This window comes from Pyrolobus fumarii 1A (assembly GCF_000223395.1).
GTDB lineage: Archaea > Thermoproteota > Thermoprotei_A > Sulfolobales > Pyrodictiaceae > Pyrolobus > Pyrolobus fumarii.
In genome coordinates, this window is the sequence record NC_015931.1 from 760820 (window position 1) to 775522 (window position 14703).

The following is a 14703-nucleotide window of genomic DNA, read 5'->3' on the forward strand; positions in this document are numbered from 1 at the left end:
TACATGAGACGTATATTGTTGCGTAACTGCGCCGGGGTCGTAGAGGCCTTCGAGCCCTGGGTTTATCGTCGTGGTCCTCTCGACGTGTTAATTGAGGAGGGTAGGCTCACCATAGGCGATAACAGCCACGCCGATGTTGTGATTGATTGTAAAGGCGAGCTTGTAGCACTTCCATGCTTCTTTGACGCCTTTCACGCCCCTCGTGTACGCAACGGAGACTGGTTGGATGAGATACTTGCCGACCCGGCTAGCGACTATAACCCTACTCACGTGGCTTCAGAGCTTGCTCGCCGTGGGTACTGCGGCGCCATACTATACTCGTTGGAGGGTGGGGGCGAATACAACGGCGTTAAACTTGTGACGCCCTCGAGGATCGTGACGCCAGATGCGCGCGTGATAGGCGACGACCGTGACGGCATGGTTGTTGCGGCGGTCGCGTTGACTAGGCGTAGCGTTTACACCTGGCGTTCTAGGTTTGGCGCCTTTCCTGTGGAATGGCTAGAACGTAACAATCTATTGAAGGGCGTCGTTGTTGGGTCGTGGATTGCTAGTTGGGAAGTCGAGGCTGTCAAGAGAAACGAGTCGATTATCGCCGTTTTACCCTTCGCTCAGGCGTTCTTCCGGGGAGGTTTGCCACCGCGACCAGCATACATGGATGTGATGGCCCTTGGGACTGGCGGGTTGACCGCCGATGCGTGGAGTAACTTGATAGCATTTGGCGCCATGATGGAGGCCGCATACTGGAGCAGCATACCTCTTGAGAAGCTATTCTCAGTTGCTTTACGTGCATCAAAACTGATCATAGGACGCGAGGTGAAGCTAGTTAATGGTAGTGAAGCGTTTCTACAGTTAGTCGAGCTTAACGAGCAACTGGAGGATATAAGGCCCATGTCACTGTTAACTGCCCGGCCACGCGTTATTGCCACTATCGCTGGAGGTTCGATAGCGTATGTCGACACGAGGTGGTTGTGATGAAGTTGCGTCTGTTGCCGCCAGCCGAAGGCGCAAAATTACACTTTAGGCTACCTGGGTCGGTGTGGAGCGGGTTAGTGCTGCTCTCGGCTGCTTTGGCGGCAGGCGGCGGTATTGTGGAAAGGATCCCACCGCAAGCGCTGCATCTCTTCCAGGTATTCGCGTCAAAGTTGGGCCATAGCGTGGAGGTTGAGGGGGATAGAGTACGTGTGGAGTATGTCCCGGGCCGTGCTGGAGGCGAAGCTGTCATAAACGTTGGGTGTAGTTTCGACTATGCCACCTTCATAGGCGTTGTTGCTGGCGCCGTAGCCCCGCCAGGCATGAGAGTGACGCTGAGAGGTTGCGAGGAGCTTGTTGAGGCGGATTGGAGGCCGTTGTTGGAGGCGGTTGCGGTCTATGGGGGTAGAGCTTGGCCTGCCGGTTCTCCTTCATCCCTTGTGATCATAGAGTCTGTGGGGAGAGGGAGACTGAGAGCCGGCCTATGGCGCGTCATGAGGCGCGAGGATACAGTGGCACACATCGCCGGGCTGATTGTCGCGGCGTTAGCCGCACCTGCAAGGACGTATGTTCTTGTTTGGCCTCGTGACCCACCAGCAAAGTCAGATATCGATCCCGCGGTCTATGCTGCCGAGAAGCTAGCTAGCATTGAGTACTCTCCGGCGTATAACCGTTTCAGCATCGAGCCTGGTGAGGGCGGCGAGAGGCTAGTCAATAGGCCGGAGTGCGCACTAGCACTTCACCTAGCTGGGCTAGCCGCAAGCGGCTACACTGTTACGCTGAAGGCTTGGGAGGCTGGCAACACTCCCTATGAGCCAATTGGCTTGTCTAAGATGATTCTCGAGCAGCTTGGCTACAAAATATCCATCAATAGTGGCGAACTCGTAGTCTCGGGGGTTGAGGAGCAAGTTAGGAGCAAGTTCTGGCTACTAGACTACCCCGAGTATGCCGCGCCGCTCTTGACCTTGGCAGCGGCTCGTAGGGGAGAGGCTACAGTAGAAGATGTGCCCAAGAGCTACCGTGACGATGCTGAGGAGGTTATTGGTTTGCTGGCGAGCCTGGGTTATAGTGTCGAGTCCGGCCCAGAGAGACTGCGCGTAATGGGCGAGCCCCAGTTGCTACCCAGCGAGCCCGTGGCGACATGCACATCTCCGCATGTATTGCCCGCTGCGGCCACGCTCGCCGCCACAGCCTCTACTACAATCCTTGTAGAGAGAGCGGAGTGCCTATCCAGGATATGGCCCGAGTTCTACCATGATGCAGAGGCAGGAGGCCTTGCAAAGAAACTATAACATTCTTGATATGCTTCTCAGCATCAATCCTCACTCCTTCGAAGAGAGGTTCAAGAGTGCTGAACGTAGTGTCGAGACTATGCTAGAGCCACCGATAGCAGTTAGGCTAGATGGTGTAGGTTTTGGTAAGGCACTTGCAGGCTTCAAATGGCCACGCGACTATCGCGTACATCTAGCACTTCTTGATGCAGCCTCAGCGCTCTTAGAGAGAATGAACGGCAGAATGGCTTACATCGGAAGCGACGAGATAAACATAATAGTGATGGACGAGTTGCCTTACTCCGGCCGACTTGAAAAGATAGTTAGCATATCTGCTGGCTTAGCCTCCTCCATAGTTTCGCTCAAACTATCGCGCAACCTCTTCTTTGATTCACGTGTCGTTCCTCTACGAGATGAGCGTGACGCGCTAGAGTACCTCTTGTATCGCGCCAGGATAGTATTCAACAACTACGTTAATAGCTTGCTCAAGGCGCATGGATTTAGAGTCGAGAGTCTCGATGGGCATTTGATTGACAGGATTCGCTTGGCTAGGAGTGCAGGGTTAGACCCGCTACGCGAGCCTTGGGCTGCGCTAGGCTCCTGCATCTATAGAGTCACGACAAGACGACACATAGAGCCTATAGGGATTGCTGTTGAGCGTCGACGCGTTATAGAAGTAGATGGCCCCTGCCTACCTGACATCGTCCTCAAAGGATACTAGGTATCGAGGCGTGCCGTCCCAGCCCCTGCGCCAGTCGTATGGGAGTACCGTAGCGAGTACGCGGGGACGAAGAGGCGCTAGACTAGTCTCGTCAAGATCCACCCATAACACCTCAATGTGACTCTCCTGGGGCTCTGGTTCACCATCAGCGCCGCACTCGAAGTAGAAACCTACTTCGTGTATTATCTTACCACGTCCCCTGTAGAACGCCTCTATGATGTAGAGCAGTTTTCTCACATCTATCTCCAGCGCGAGTTCTTCAAGCATCTCTCTCTTGAGACACTGGATTATCGTCTCGCTGTTTGCTACACGGCCTCCCGGGAGCCTATAGTGGCCTTTCTTGCCCCGCTGAACTAGTAACCGCCCCCCACGTATTATGATGCATCTCGTCGACACTAGTACGGCGTGCCGGGCTGGCACAATTCTGCCCACCTCGTCTACTCAGCCAATCCCTTGTAAGTGAAACGGGGTCAGCGCTCAGCTTGCTCGCCATCACCCTCGGTCTAGGACGCCCTCGTCACACATCGGCTCGGGGTCTATCCTCACCGGGCTCAGCCCCGGTGTACACATCACACCCTATGCTCCTCGACCCATGCAAGGGTTTAACGGTTTGACCAGCGCCTCACGGGCATATGCAGCCGTTGCTATTGGCGTCTTTGCCGTCTGGTGGGCAGCCGTCCTAGTAAAGTTGGCTAGCGTCGACCCACTAGTAGCAGCATGGTGGAGGTTTACCATAGGCTCTGTTGGCGCCTGGATAGCATACAAGTTGGTTAGCCGCAACACCAGGCCCATACTGCCGCCATTTACGTTAACACTGCTTGCCGGTTCCCTACTCGCACTCCACATGATACTGTGGTTCGCGAGTCTCGAACTAGCAACAGTGCTAGCTTCAACGGCACTTGTCTGCACGTACCCCGTTTTCACCGCCCTTTTCGAGAGCGCCACAGGCATAATATCATGGACTCGTAGCCTAAGCATAACCCTTGTTATTCTAGCTGCCATCACGTTCACAGCTTCAGGAGTTAATCTCGAGGCCGTGATATACGCTATAGCATCTAGCCTAGCTGTTACCGGCTACTTTCTGCTACTACGCTATGCGAGAGTGAAGGGATACCCAGCCACATTATTAGCAACGACGACATACGCCACTGCCGCGATTATCACCACGCTTGCCTCTCTAGCACTAGGAGTCAACCCGCTAGCAGCACCTTACCGTTCAATACCCTACCTTGTAGCTCTCGGCTTAGTGCCTATGCTTGTTGGCCACACACTACTCAACTACGCACTTGCATCACTCCCAGCAACAGTGGTAACCGGCGCTGTACTCACCGAGCCCCTCGGCGCCGCACTACTAGCGTATCTAGTGATAGGCGAGAAGCCACCATTGGAACACGTACTATACTCCCTACTCGTGCTCATAGCTGCTATTATCGCCACTTTTCCGCCGGGCCACCGAGGAACCTCCAGTCGCCACTAGTTACTATCTCCCTACCCACTAGCACCGCAAACCTCTCTAGTATAGACTCGACGAGATAGGGGTAGAGCCTTCGCGACACGTCCCATAACTCGAAGAGGTGCATCGCCGGACACACTACACATCCTATCCTCGTCAACCCCTTATCGTAAAGCGGGTTTGTGGGAAGACCTTTCCACGCGAGGTATAGCTGCACCTCCAACCTACTCCATTCGTATATCGGGAAGGCCCTCCGTGCAGTAGGCGCGACGGGACTACTAGTCACGCTGCCGAGCATCATACGAGCTTGACTCTCAAAGCCTCTTACACCCTCTAGTATGAGCCGCGGCCGCACGTGCTCATAGAATCTCTTGAGCGCCTCTATCTTGAGCTTAGCCGTGCACCATCTTCTATCCCTGCTAGGCGGCCCCTCTCTGGGCAATTCACGCCAGAACACGCCACCCGACTCGACAACCACGAAATCAACGCCAAGCTCCGAGGCTATTTTCTCGGCATAGTGGAGTGTATCTGGAAACTCTATGCCAGTGTCCACGTAGACGGCAGTCACCCTATCAGCGCCGAAAGCCTCAACCGCTATGGCAAGAGTTGCCGTGGAGTCAGCACCCCCGGAGAACGCAACATAGACCTTCTTGTTTGGGCCTGGGTCAAGCCTCTGCGCAAACCCTACAGCCTCTCTCTCAAGGCTCTTGAGATACGCTTCATTACGCTCGACTAGTTTCTCTATGCCAGTGTCGGACAGAAGACGGAACCCCTTAGGCGCCATATCCCTGACCTTATAGATTCCTGGCCCTACTCTCACAGCAGGCCCGACATGGCTACCAGATTCGACAATTACATGCTCCCTATCCGAATCTAGCCTTATCTTCTTAGACTTGAGGCGTCTCCTCGTCTCTACCCTGACCGTTTCGGCACCAATACTCACGAGTATGGAGGCCAGAGCGCCCGTAGCATGGAGAACCCAGCTTCTCCCGCGATATTCGAGCACACCTAGTCGCAATCCCTCGCCATACACTGCAACCGCGAACTCGCCGAGCGACACGCGATTGAATAACAAGAGGCGATTATCACTGTACTCTACACCGTACATGTCTCGGATCAAGTTAGCGAATACTCTTCTCTCGTAGCGGCCTGGCAGCCACACGTCACTATCAAACCTATAATGATAGGCCTTCTCGCCAATGGGCTTGCTAAACAGCAACGTGTTATCCTCGATACTCCACCAGATCTCTTTGACTAGCTTCCTTCTAGGCCCCGCCACTAGCTCATCCACCTGCTAATGACCGGTGGATACAAGTGGGGGTAATTGGGGCGTCAGTGCTCCGCGTCTCACCACCATTCAGCTCCAAAGGTCCTCGTCATCCGCCCCTCTACGCGTCTATCAAGCATTAAAGCCAATGGTTTAACTTCTACCTTGTATACCGGCTAGCAGCTATTCGGGTAAGGAAGACGTGGCGTCATCGCAGCGTCACACAGATGCTATTAGTGCGTCACGAGGCGTATGCTGCACATTCATCCTCGAATCGCTTATAGAGCCTCTGCTTATCGGTCTCGTAGTCGGCCTAGCCGCAGCAGTCTTCGGCTTACTCTTTAGCTACTACGAGGAGATTGGCGCCGCGATAAGGGTGCTCCTTGGCGACTATTGGCTATTCACATCGATAGCACTCTTCTCGGTTGTTGGGCTTGCCCTCGTAAAGCTGTACGGATGGTACGAGGGCTCATCTACCAACAAGTTTCTGGAATATTACCACTTCGATGGGGGCCGCATACCAGGCATAGCCGCGCTTGTCCTTGTCGTAGGCTCTCTAATCACGGTCGCTGCGGGCGGCAGTGTTGGCCCGGAAGGACCCACGCTGATACTGGGAGGCTACATAGGATACATAATGGCGCGCAAGCTGCTGAATAAGCCGGCTTACGAGGCTAAGGAGCATGTACTCATAGGCGCCGGTGCAGCCGTAGCAGCAGTCTTCAAGGCACCTCTCACAGCAATGACGTTCGTCCTTGAGGTGCTCTACCGTAGAGATTTGGAGACAGGTGTCTTCCTAGAGACCCTAGTAGCTACAGTTACGGCATACCTCGTCAGTGTAGCGCTAACTGGTCCCGCTGGCATAATGGCTGTGAGATTCGGCGGCTCGCCTATACCCACGCTGGAAGATATCATAGCCGGTCTAGTCGCCGGTCTAGCAGCCTCAATAGTCGCCAGAATTATGGTAGAGTCCAAGCATCTACTCTCAAAGTTATCCCGAGAGATAGTCAAGGTGTCAAAGCTTGCAGGCCCACTACTACTAACCTCCATAATATGGCTGGCTAGCCGGCGTCACCCCTTCGTACTGGGCGGCGGCGAGCATATTGCAGTCGAAGCCCTCCATAATGAGCTAGAGCTTGCACACACCGAGGCGCTCTGGGCCTCGGTTGAAAAGGCTGTATTGACGACAGCCAGCCTCACACTAGGCGGCACTGGAGGTATCTTCCTACCATTAGTCACGATAGGTAGTCTACTAGGGTATGGCCTCTCAGGACTATTACCAGAGGCTAGCCTCAACGTCCTCATACTGGCCAGCATAGCTGGCGTCTTCGCAGGCACTAACAGCGTGGTTATTAGCGCTGTACTTTTCGGCGTTGAGGTCCTAGGAGGCCACGCCTTCATACCATCAGCTCTCGCCGCAACACTCGCCTACCTGCTATCCATGGGCACAAGCATTCATAGCAACCAATTACCGCGTAGGGAGGTAGCCAAGAAGCTTGCACTAGCGAGCCTACTACACCGTCTTGTAGAGCATCACGAGCTACGTAAGAGGCTAGAGACTCTAAGTGTACTTGAAGCCGCCAATAAGAATCCAATAAAGTTTACAGCTGAGATGAGCGTCGGCGACGCGCTAAGGATAGCTGCTGAGAAGAGCCACATAGCGTACCCGGTGGTAGATACTAACGGCATACTGCTGGGCTACGTCGAGCTTGAGGATATGATAGCTGTTGACCCTACCACTAAGCTGCGCGAGCTCGTACGCCCGGCACCGGTAATATCACCCGATGCTAGTATACTGCAGGCAAGCCTAGCCATGATACGAAGGGATGTAGACCGTCTCTTCGTATGCGATAAGACTGGCTACCTTCTGGGCATTTTGACAAAGACGGATTTGCTACGGACACTTATGCAGATATACGAAGAGGTATTAGAGCAGGAGTTTGAAGAGGTCTTCGAATAGGGGCTGTGAGGTAACCCGGGGGATCAGTCCCCCTAGCGCGACCCCACAAGGGGGATGGCGAGGTGGCCCCCTCACCGAGCCGCAAATGCACCAAACTCCTAGACCTGCTAGAGGTCTGTACAGGTGATCTTGTCGAGATTGCATTGCGGGATGGAAGAACATTCTATGGCCGCGTGGAAGACTTGAGCAGTGAGGCTATCCTTGTGCGCAGCTATAGCGTGGGAAGCGGGTATGGTACGCAGGGAGGCACCTACCTGGTGATAGTGTCTAACATAGCATACGTGAGGCTTCTTACCCAGGCTCAACGGTAAAGACTATTACATCGTTGAACATATCCTCGGGCGCCCTAGCCTCGACTTTCAGCTTTAATCCTAGCCTCTCCGCCTCGCTGAGTATATCGGCGAATGGCGATGTCTCAGCGGCAACTAGTAACGCTCTCCAGCCTTTACCCCACGACCGCATCATCCTCATAGTGCGTATAGCCTCGCGCGCACCTCCACTCCAAGCTAGTGCTTCCAGGCCCAGCTCTTCACCGTCCTCTACGGGGAGGTATGGCGTGTTATACACCACCAATACCTCGTGCAGAGGCCTAATACACGTGAGGTTATCACACTGCACAACATCCGATAATGTGTTAGCAAGGTTCATCCTTGCACATTTAGCTGCACACGGTGACACGTCTATAGCTACAACGTATGTGTTTGCTAGAGATGCGCACGCTGCTAGTATACCCGTACCTGTACCAACATCTAGTACTATCCTGGGTTTCTCGGCTGTAGCGAGTAGTTTCTCGAGCACTTGCATGGCTAGCCAAGTGTCGGTGCTCGGTTCATAGACGTGTCGACATATTGTCACCCTAGTGTTGCAAGCTTCGATCTCGTAGAGAGGTTCCACAGTGCACACATAGCCTAGCCCCCGGAAGCTCAACACTCAGCGCCTGGTAGTACGCTGGCGGTCTTACCTTAATCATCTACATCAAAACACCATTCGTGTCTCAGTTGAAAGCAAAGAGGAGTTGTTTCTACAATCGTGTGGAGTACTACGGTGGTTCAAGTTAAGCAGAGGTAGATGTATTAGGTAACACTCTGGTGGGCGCGCACCTTGCCCGTTGTCTATCGCTGCTCTAGATGCGGTTTCCCACTCTATGTCTTCGCGCGCGTCGGGCAGAGTAGTTACGGCCTCCCCACTCCCAGCGAGGTAATCTACATGCATGGTGGCCGCTGTCCACGTTGCGGTAAAGAGCTCAAGAGGCCCACGATACGCTCGATAAGAATAGATGTTGATGTCGCTTCACGCGTGGTGCAACTACTCCAGACTGCCAGGCGGCTTCACGCGCCACTAACGGGTGTCGAGCTACACCTATCGTCACTTATCTCCGGCCTTCGAGGTACAGGAGAGGCGGAAGCCGTCGCCTAGAGCTCTTCATGCAGTATTTTACCCTCTCCTATCACCATCACTGGGTACGACTCCATGCTGAACGGGTCACCTTTCCAGGCTACTAAGCTGGCCCTCCATCCCGGCTTGACAGCGCCAGCATCCAAGCCTAGTATCTTGGCGGCATTGTAGGTCACTGTAGCCAGAGCTTCGGTCTTATCCATCCCATATCGCAGCAGGAATCTCGTCTGCAGGAAGAGGTTACGCTGCAACACTACAGGATGGTCACTCATAAGGGCGAAGAACGGCTTGACTTTCACAAGCAACCTCATGTTCTTGTAACTTTCGTGCCGAAGCTCTGTCTTATAGGCCCAAGAGTCTATTGGGCCATATACCAGCGGCACGCCCTCTCTCTTTATACGCTCGAACACCCACTCTTCATGCACGTCGCACGCATGCTCTATTGTGAAGAACGGTGGTTTCAGGAAGCCGAGCCTATATCTCAACATGAACAACGCTACTATGTCATCTGCTTTATGCACATGCACACGCAGCTTCTCCTCGCCCTTCACTACCGGGATAAGCGCTTGGACCTCCGGCTCGACCTCCTCCAAGTCCTTCTTACCCTTCTCTATGAGCATCAGGGTGTCCCTAGCTTTGATAATCCATTTTTGGAGCAATGCTATCGCGCCCATCCTGGTGTATGGCCTCACACCTCTCCACGTAGTGGTGCTCCTCGGGTTGTAGCCGAGCGCCATCTTCAGCCCACAAGAGCCTATATACGCCTCCTCGATGTTGCGAGCCCAGTTGCGTATTAACGCGCCCCTCCCACCAATGATGTTTCCGCTTCCAGGAAGCACACACGAGTATAGGACGCCATGCTCGACACTTTCACGGAAGTACTGATCATCCATGTACACCGAGTATATCGCATCTACCAACGGTAGAACACTGTCGAACCTCTCGTTGCTCTCTTCTTCGCTTGCTGGTTCACCATGCCTCACCATACCGATGTGCGAGTGTGGATCAATGAAGGCAGGTGTCACAACTATATCCTTGCCCAGGTCTATTACCTCGACATCACGTGGTTTCTCACTCACAACCTCCTTTATCCTGCCACTTTCCTCGTCAAAGACTATGTACTTGTTTTTCTCTATCCCGCCGGGAAGACCAGTGTAGAGGACCGGCGCGTAAAGCGCCTTCAACAACTTGTGGCCCCAGCCGCGAAGATAGGATACCGCTTCTATTAACCCTGGCTTGAATAAGGCTTGATTAACTACTACCGCCCGCATCTCACATTAGACCGTCTTTGCCTGCAGTCGTACAGGGGCAGGTTATAGTGGCGAGTCTCACAAGAGTCCGCAGCCTAGAACTTGCCGTCCATGCACACGCTACTGAGGACTTGAGGAAGGTAGAGGAGGCGTTATTGAAGTTCCTGCCGGAGGACGTGCGTAACAAGGTTAGGATAGAGCGGGTAACGCTAGAGGGGCATCATGGAAACCCTATTGTCAGAATGAATCTAGTACTAGAAGGCGAGGATGCCGAGAGAGCTGTGAAGCACATAGCTAGCATGATGGATGATACTGACAAGCTTCTGCTCAACACCAGCTTCGAGGCAAGGTATGATGAGAAGAGTGGGAAGCTTTTCCTTCGCTTCTCCAAACAGGAGGCATACTTGGGTAGGCTAAGGCTGATGGACGGAGACGATGTCGTCAGAGTTGTTGTAGGGTTCCGTGGCTCACCGAACACCGAGAAGGCTAAGAGGTTCGCAAGGGAGTTGGGGTTAGTGCCGTGAAGGGCTTTGATATGTGCATCAAACCTCGTACTCGGCGCGATGCTGGCGACCTGGCTGCTCTAGCCGCGCTCACCAATATCGGCGGTGTTGCTGTCGAGGTTAACGATGATGATTGGGGTTTTGTTAGGAGGGTGTTTGAGGATGCGGGTCTCACAGTACTAAGGCGAGTTACCATAGAGGTGCGCAAGGCTGGCGATGTGCCACGCGTGGCTAGCGAGGCGCGCAAGAAAGGCTATGATATTGTCGCCGTCTTGCCGCTTAGCGACGAAGCCGCTAGGTACGCCGCAAGAGACGAGAGGGTAGATCTTGTAGTTGTCCGACCTGGTATGGCCCGCTTGGTGGATTCTAGCCAAGCTGGGTTGCATCGTATGGGAGGCGGCGCCGTGGAATTACAAGTCACGCCTCTATTAAGCCAGAAGCAGGGCTTTAGAACGCTTATGGTCGTATCGCGCCGCGCTGTTGCATACAGTGTACCGCTTGTAGTGTCGTCTTGTGCCACCACCATGTGGGAGTTTATACCACCACGTAGTATCGAGGCTCTCCTCTCCGCACTGGGCGTACCCGAGAACTATGCAAAGGCTTTCACCTATTCACACCCCTGGAGTATTGCACGGCGACGCATGAGGAGGGACTAGGCTTGGCTACGTCAACGCAAGTCACGCTACTAGTCTCGCTAGCATCTCTAATATCCGCCGCTATTGCGATAGCTGCCCTCCTCATCGCTAGAAACACTTCTAGAAGTCTCGCGCGTGTAGAAAGAACCACTCGTGAAGCTATCTCACGCATCTCAAAACTCGAGGCTATTGTCGCAAAGACTGTGCAAGTAATAGACGACATCGAGGAGGCTAGGAAGCTTAAAAGGAGAAGAAGGAGACGCTACGTGGCAGCCTTAATACTCTACGAGGATAGGCTGCCTCCAGATCCACGCGTAGTCCAGACGGCTATCGAGGAGGGGTTGAGGAGACTAGGTGGCGAGCTTGCTGTAGCCGAAGCTAGACCAACCATCGTCTATTATGATCCCGTGCGAGGAGCCGTTATCATACGTACGAATCACCTCGCCGTTAACCTTGTACTAGCTGGTTTACTACTGGTCAATCGCATTGGCGGTACGCGCGTCCATATAGTACCATTGCGTACTGCTGGTACTATACAATCCGCTAGACGCTACCTAGGTATACTCGAGAAGCTACCAGCCAGAGCAGGTTAAACACGCCACACACTCACGCAACATATTGTTATGTTCGCGGTGAAAGCTCACGATGCGATTTTAAGCTTGTTGTCTATCTAATCATCCACGGGTGTGATGAAGCCGTCCCAGTCTGATTGATGAGGAATTCACGACGGCCTGACCCGCTCCATGCACAGCTTACACTATAAGGCGTTTGCACTATCCGTGCCCGCGCACACGCATAGCGGCGAGGTGATAGGGAGCATGGCGCTGTTGCCAGTCTTTGCTGGCGTGCTCATAGCACTGTACAAGAAGATAGTCGGAATTACAAGGAAGTTGCTAACACACACCGAGATTGTAATAGTATTGTTCGCGTTTAGCGTCTGGATTGCTGCTGGCATTGCATTCTCCATAGTGGAGGGAATTAACCTCCCAGACGCGCTCTACTGGGCCCTTGTAACCATAGCTACCGTTGGCTATGGTGACATCACACCGCAAACACCTCTAGGTAAGATTGTGGCATGCATAACCATCGTTGCTGGCATAGCTGCTTTCACGTCACTTGTTTCAGTGACCGCCGAGAGACTCATGGAGGCAGCTCAGCGTCGTCGCGAGGGTCTCATAGTGTATAAGGGTGAGGGTCACGTAGTGATAATCGGATGGAACCCTGCAACAGAGTCCGCCTATAACGAGCTACGTAGCCTAAACGTAGCCAAGCATATAGTATTGGTGCACGAGAGAGGCCCCGTAATTCACGACGAGATGACTACGACTGTAAGAGGCGACCCGACTAGAACTGAGACTCTGCTCCGCGCTTCCGTAGACAAAGCCTCAATGGCCATAGTCGCACTCGACGACGACGCTAAGACTGCTCTCACTGTCCTAGCCGTGAAGGCGTTAAACCCCAGAGCGAGAATCGTGGCTGAAGCACTCTACCCGGAGCATGTTGACTTGATACACAAGGCTGGTGCCGATATAGTGCTTGCCACTAGGAGCCTGGGAGGCAGGCTCCTCGCTGCAGCATTGCTAGAGCCTGGCGCAGCCATGTTCGTCGAGGATGCGGCCTCCGCCGCCTACGGCAAGGCTAAGTTCAAAGAGATACCTGGCAAGAGGTTCGCAGGCAAACCATTCGGTGAGGCAATGAGGCTTCTGCGAGAGAAGGGTTGCACGCCGATAGCTGTTCGAAGAGGAACCGCCCTGATACCAAACCCGCCAGATTCGCTCATAATCCTAGAGTCTGATGCCATAGTTGTCGTCACGCCTAGAGAGGAGGAAACGTGCTAGCGGGGGAGGGTCCACGCTCAGCCCAGTCAGCATCTCTAGATACTCAGCGGGGTTCTATTGGCTCATCCCCTACCCCCGCGTTTAAACGGTGGATCCCGGGCCCCGTGACATCAAGGGGCATACACCTTGATAATCGTGTTGCGACGTGGAGAGGCAGCAAGCGAGGTCGAAGGCCTTCTAAGCGATGAGGGATTGGAGTACAAGCGCCTAGTGTTGTACGATAGGGATGTTATTGTTGCATGGGGTCCTAGCGAGGACAAGGCAGCAGAGAAGCTGCGAGGCCACCCTGCGGTAGAGCTTGTGTCCAACGTTGGTTCGAAACTGCAACTATCCTCGCGAGAGTGGCTTGGCGGTGATAGCGTAGCTCGGATTGGCAACGTGGAGGTCGGCCGCGATTTTATCGTGATAGCCGGTCCTTGTGGCATTGAGAGCCGTGAACAGGTAGAGGAGGCTGTGAGTGCCGTCTGGTCTGCGGGTGCTCATGTCGTCCGTGGGGGCGCGTGGAAGCCGCGCACGAGTCCTTACAGTTTCCAGGGTATTGGATTGGAGGCTGCGAAGTGGCTAGCAGAGGCTGCGCACTCTAAGGGTCTTCCAGCGATAACTGAAGTCATGGATCCGAGGGACGCTAGGCAAGTGTTCAACATTGTTGATGGTGTCTGGGTCGGCGCTAGGAGCATGCAAGTGACCCCGCTGCTACGCGAACTAGGCAGACTCTGCAGAGAGACCGGCAAGGCCGTGCTCATCAAGAGGGGTTTCGGCAACACTCTGGAAGAGTGGCTACTAGCCTCTGAATACGTAATGCTAGAGGGGTGCAGCAACGTCGCACTAATAGAGAGGGGCTCAAGATGCTGGGCTAGCGTCTCTAGGTTCAGCCTTGATGTGGCCATCATACCCGTGGCTAGGGGCAAAACACACCTACCCATCATAGTCGACCCGAGCCACCCGGCAGGCAAGAGAGAGCTTGTAGAGCCGCTTGCCCTCGCCGCTACCGCTGCCGGAGCACAAGGCTTGATGATAGAAGTTCACCCATGGCCGGAGAAAGCCCTAAGCGACAAGCAACAACAACTAACACCCGGAGAATTCAAGAGACTAATGGAGAAACTGAAACTACTCCTAGAGGCCCTGGGCAGACGCATGGCCCCGCAGCCCAAAGCCTAACGTTCAATGGGGATGATGTCTGGGGGGACTTGTACGGACCTTCAGGGATGACTGGCACTCCCCGGCTGACCCTAAGGAGCCTAGACAGCAATGCACAAACCCTGCAAAGGACTGCAAAGGCAATACGGGCTATGATGACTACCCCGGGGAGCCTCTGAGAGCACCACAAACATGCTGACTACGGCGGCCGCGAGCTGAGCCTGAAACATCGAGCTAGAGGACAATAAGCCGTTCCCTCTATACACATCCTAGGTCTTACACCGCGTTATTCTCGACACGGCTGTTA

General features: G+C 54.0%; 16 protein-coding genes. 12 read left to right on the forward strand and 4 right to left on the reverse strand.

Going from position 1 to position 14703, the window contains the following annotated elements; translation table 11 throughout:
- The first annotated feature begins 3 nt into the window (after nt 1-3).
- The 3 genes from PYRFU_RS04030 to PYRFU_RS04040 are packed head-to-tail and all read left to right on the forward strand — an operon-like array spanning nt 4 to nt 2961.
- Nucleotides 4-972, forward strand: coding sequence for an amidohydrolase family protein (locus PYRFU_RS04030; protein WP_167827829.1), 969 nt, complete (start codon nt 4-6; stop codon nt 970-972).
- Nucleotides 972-2261 (forward strand): 3-phosphoshikimate 1-carboxyvinyltransferase, encoded by a 1290-nt coding sequence (locus tag PYRFU_RS04035; protein ID WP_014026361.1) that lies wholly within the window; start codon nt 972-974, stop codon nt 2259-2261. Before PYRFU_RS04030 ends, PYRFU_RS04035 begins: the two co-directional genes overlap by 1 nt.
- On the forward strand, nt 2224-2961 hold the full coding sequence (locus PYRFU_RS04040; RefSeq protein ID WP_083818498.1) for a tRNA(His) guanylyltransferase Thg1 family protein: 738 nt from the start codon (nt 2224-2226) through the stop codon (nt 2959-2961). The genes PYRFU_RS04035 and PYRFU_RS04040 overlap by 38 nt, the downstream gene beginning before the upstream one ends.
- Here PYRFU_RS04040 and PYRFU_RS09895 read toward each other — a convergent pair.
- Nucleotides 2932-3381, reverse strand: coding sequence for an NUDIX hydrolase (locus tag PYRFU_RS09895; RefSeq protein WP_014026363.1), 450 nt, complete (start codon nt 3379-3381; stop codon nt 2932-2934). The two genes, PYRFU_RS04040 and PYRFU_RS09895, sit on opposite strands and share 30 nt — an antisense overlap.
- 190 nt (nt 3382-3571) lie before the next feature.
- Between PYRFU_RS09895 and PYRFU_RS04050 the strand changes: the two genes are divergently transcribed.
- A complete protein-coding gene (locus PYRFU_RS04050) occupies nt 3572-4438 on the forward strand; it encodes a DMT family transporter (protein WP_014026364.1) in 867 nt (288 codons plus the stop codon).
- Here the strand turns inward: PYRFU_RS04050 and PYRFU_RS04055 are convergent.
- Nucleotides 4389-5705: a phosphoadenosine phosphosulfate reductase domain-containing protein gene (locus PYRFU_RS04055; RefSeq protein ID WP_167827830.1), complete on the reverse strand. Its 1317-nt coding sequence runs from the start codon at nt 5703-5705 to the stop codon at nt 4389-4391. The genes PYRFU_RS04050 and PYRFU_RS04055 overlap by 50 nt on opposite strands.
- 178 nt (nt 5706-5883) lie before the next feature.
- Here PYRFU_RS04055 and PYRFU_RS04060 point away from each other — a divergent pair, with 178 nt between their 5' ends.
- Both PYRFU_RS04060 and PYRFU_RS04065 read left to right on the forward strand, forming a co-directional pair.
- The gene (locus PYRFU_RS04060) at nt 5884-7638 is read left to right on the forward strand and encodes a chloride channel protein (RefSeq protein ID WP_014026366.1); all 1755 of its coding nucleotides are present in this window, start codon (nt 5884-5886) and stop codon (nt 7636-7638) included.
- A 62-nt stretch (nt 7639-7700) separates the two neighbouring features.
- On the forward strand, nt 7701-7949 hold the full coding sequence (locus PYRFU_RS04065) for a hypothetical protein (protein WP_014026367.1): 249 nt from the start codon (nt 7701-7703) through the stop codon (nt 7947-7949).
- Here PYRFU_RS04065 and PYRFU_RS09900 read toward each other — a convergent pair.
- Nucleotides 7930-8565, reverse strand: coding sequence for a 50S ribosomal protein L11 methyltransferase (locus PYRFU_RS09900; protein ID WP_167827831.1), 636 nt, complete (start codon nt 8563-8565; stop codon nt 7930-7932). The genes PYRFU_RS04065 and PYRFU_RS09900 overlap by 20 nt on opposite strands.
- 174 nt (nt 8566-8739) lie before the next feature.
- Between PYRFU_RS09900 and PYRFU_RS10605 the strand changes: the two genes are divergently transcribed.
- Entirely contained in the window at nt 8740-9054 is a 315-nt protein-coding gene (locus tag PYRFU_RS10605) for a hypothetical protein (protein WP_014026369.1), read from the forward strand.
- Here PYRFU_RS10605 and PYRFU_RS04080 read toward each other — a convergent pair.
- A complete protein-coding gene (locus PYRFU_RS04080) occupies nt 9051-10217 on the reverse strand; it encodes an amidohydrolase family protein (protein ID WP_048192398.1) in 1167 nt (388 codons plus the stop codon). The genes PYRFU_RS10605 and PYRFU_RS04080 overlap by 4 nt on opposite strands.
- A gap of 134 nt (nt 10218-10351) precedes the next feature.
- Here PYRFU_RS04080 and PYRFU_RS04085 point away from each other — a divergent pair, with 134 nt between their 5' ends.
- From PYRFU_RS04085 to aroF, 5 genes are all read left to right on the forward strand, one after another.
- Entirely contained in the window at nt 10352-10807 is a 456-nt protein-coding gene (locus tag PYRFU_RS04085) for an RNA-binding domain-containing protein (protein WP_048191555.1), read from the forward strand.
- Entirely contained in the window at nt 10804-11442 is a 639-nt protein-coding gene (locus PYRFU_RS04090) for an RNase P subunit p30 family protein (RefSeq protein WP_048191556.1), read from the forward strand. The genes PYRFU_RS04085 and PYRFU_RS04090 overlap by 4 nt, the downstream gene beginning before the upstream one ends.
- A gap of 2 nt (nt 11443-11444) precedes the next feature.
- Nucleotides 11445-12014: an Rpp14/Pop5 family protein gene (locus PYRFU_RS04095; RefSeq protein WP_014026373.1), complete on the forward strand. Its 570-nt coding sequence runs from the start codon at nt 11445-11447 to the stop codon at nt 12012-12014.
- Between the two features lie 225 nt (nt 12015-12239).
- Nucleotides 12240-13259 (forward strand): potassium channel family protein, encoded by a 1020-nt coding sequence (locus PYRFU_RS04100; RefSeq protein ID WP_167827832.1) that lies wholly within the window; start codon nt 12240-12242, stop codon nt 13257-13259.
- Between the two features lie 135 nt (nt 13260-13394).
- Nucleotides 13395-14417, forward strand: a complete 1023-nt coding sequence (gene aroF / locus PYRFU_RS04105) for a 3-deoxy-7-phosphoheptulonate synthase (RefSeq protein WP_052296991.1) — start codon at nt 13395-13397, stop codon at nt 14415-14417.
- Nucleotides 14418-14703 lie beyond the last annotated feature (286 nt).

Bases quoted from the DNA above. Each gene is read 5' to 3' on its own strand.
- PYRFU_RS04100 (WP_167827832.1), top strand. From the start codon at position 12,240: ATGGCGCTGTTGCCAGTCTTTGCTGGCGTGCTCATAGCACTGTACAAG.
- PYRFU_RS04040 (WP_083818498.1), top strand. From the start codon at position 2,224: ATGATGCAGAGGCAGGAGGCCTTGCAAAGAAACTATAACATTCTTGAT.
- PYRFU_RS04035 (WP_014026361.1), top strand. From the start codon at position 972: ATGAAGTTGCGTCTGTTGCCGCCAGCCGAAGGCGCAAAATTACACTTT.
- PYRFU_RS04030 (WP_167827829.1), top strand. From the start codon at position 4: ATGAGACGTATATTGTTGCGTAACTGCGCCGGGGTCGTAGAGGCCTTC.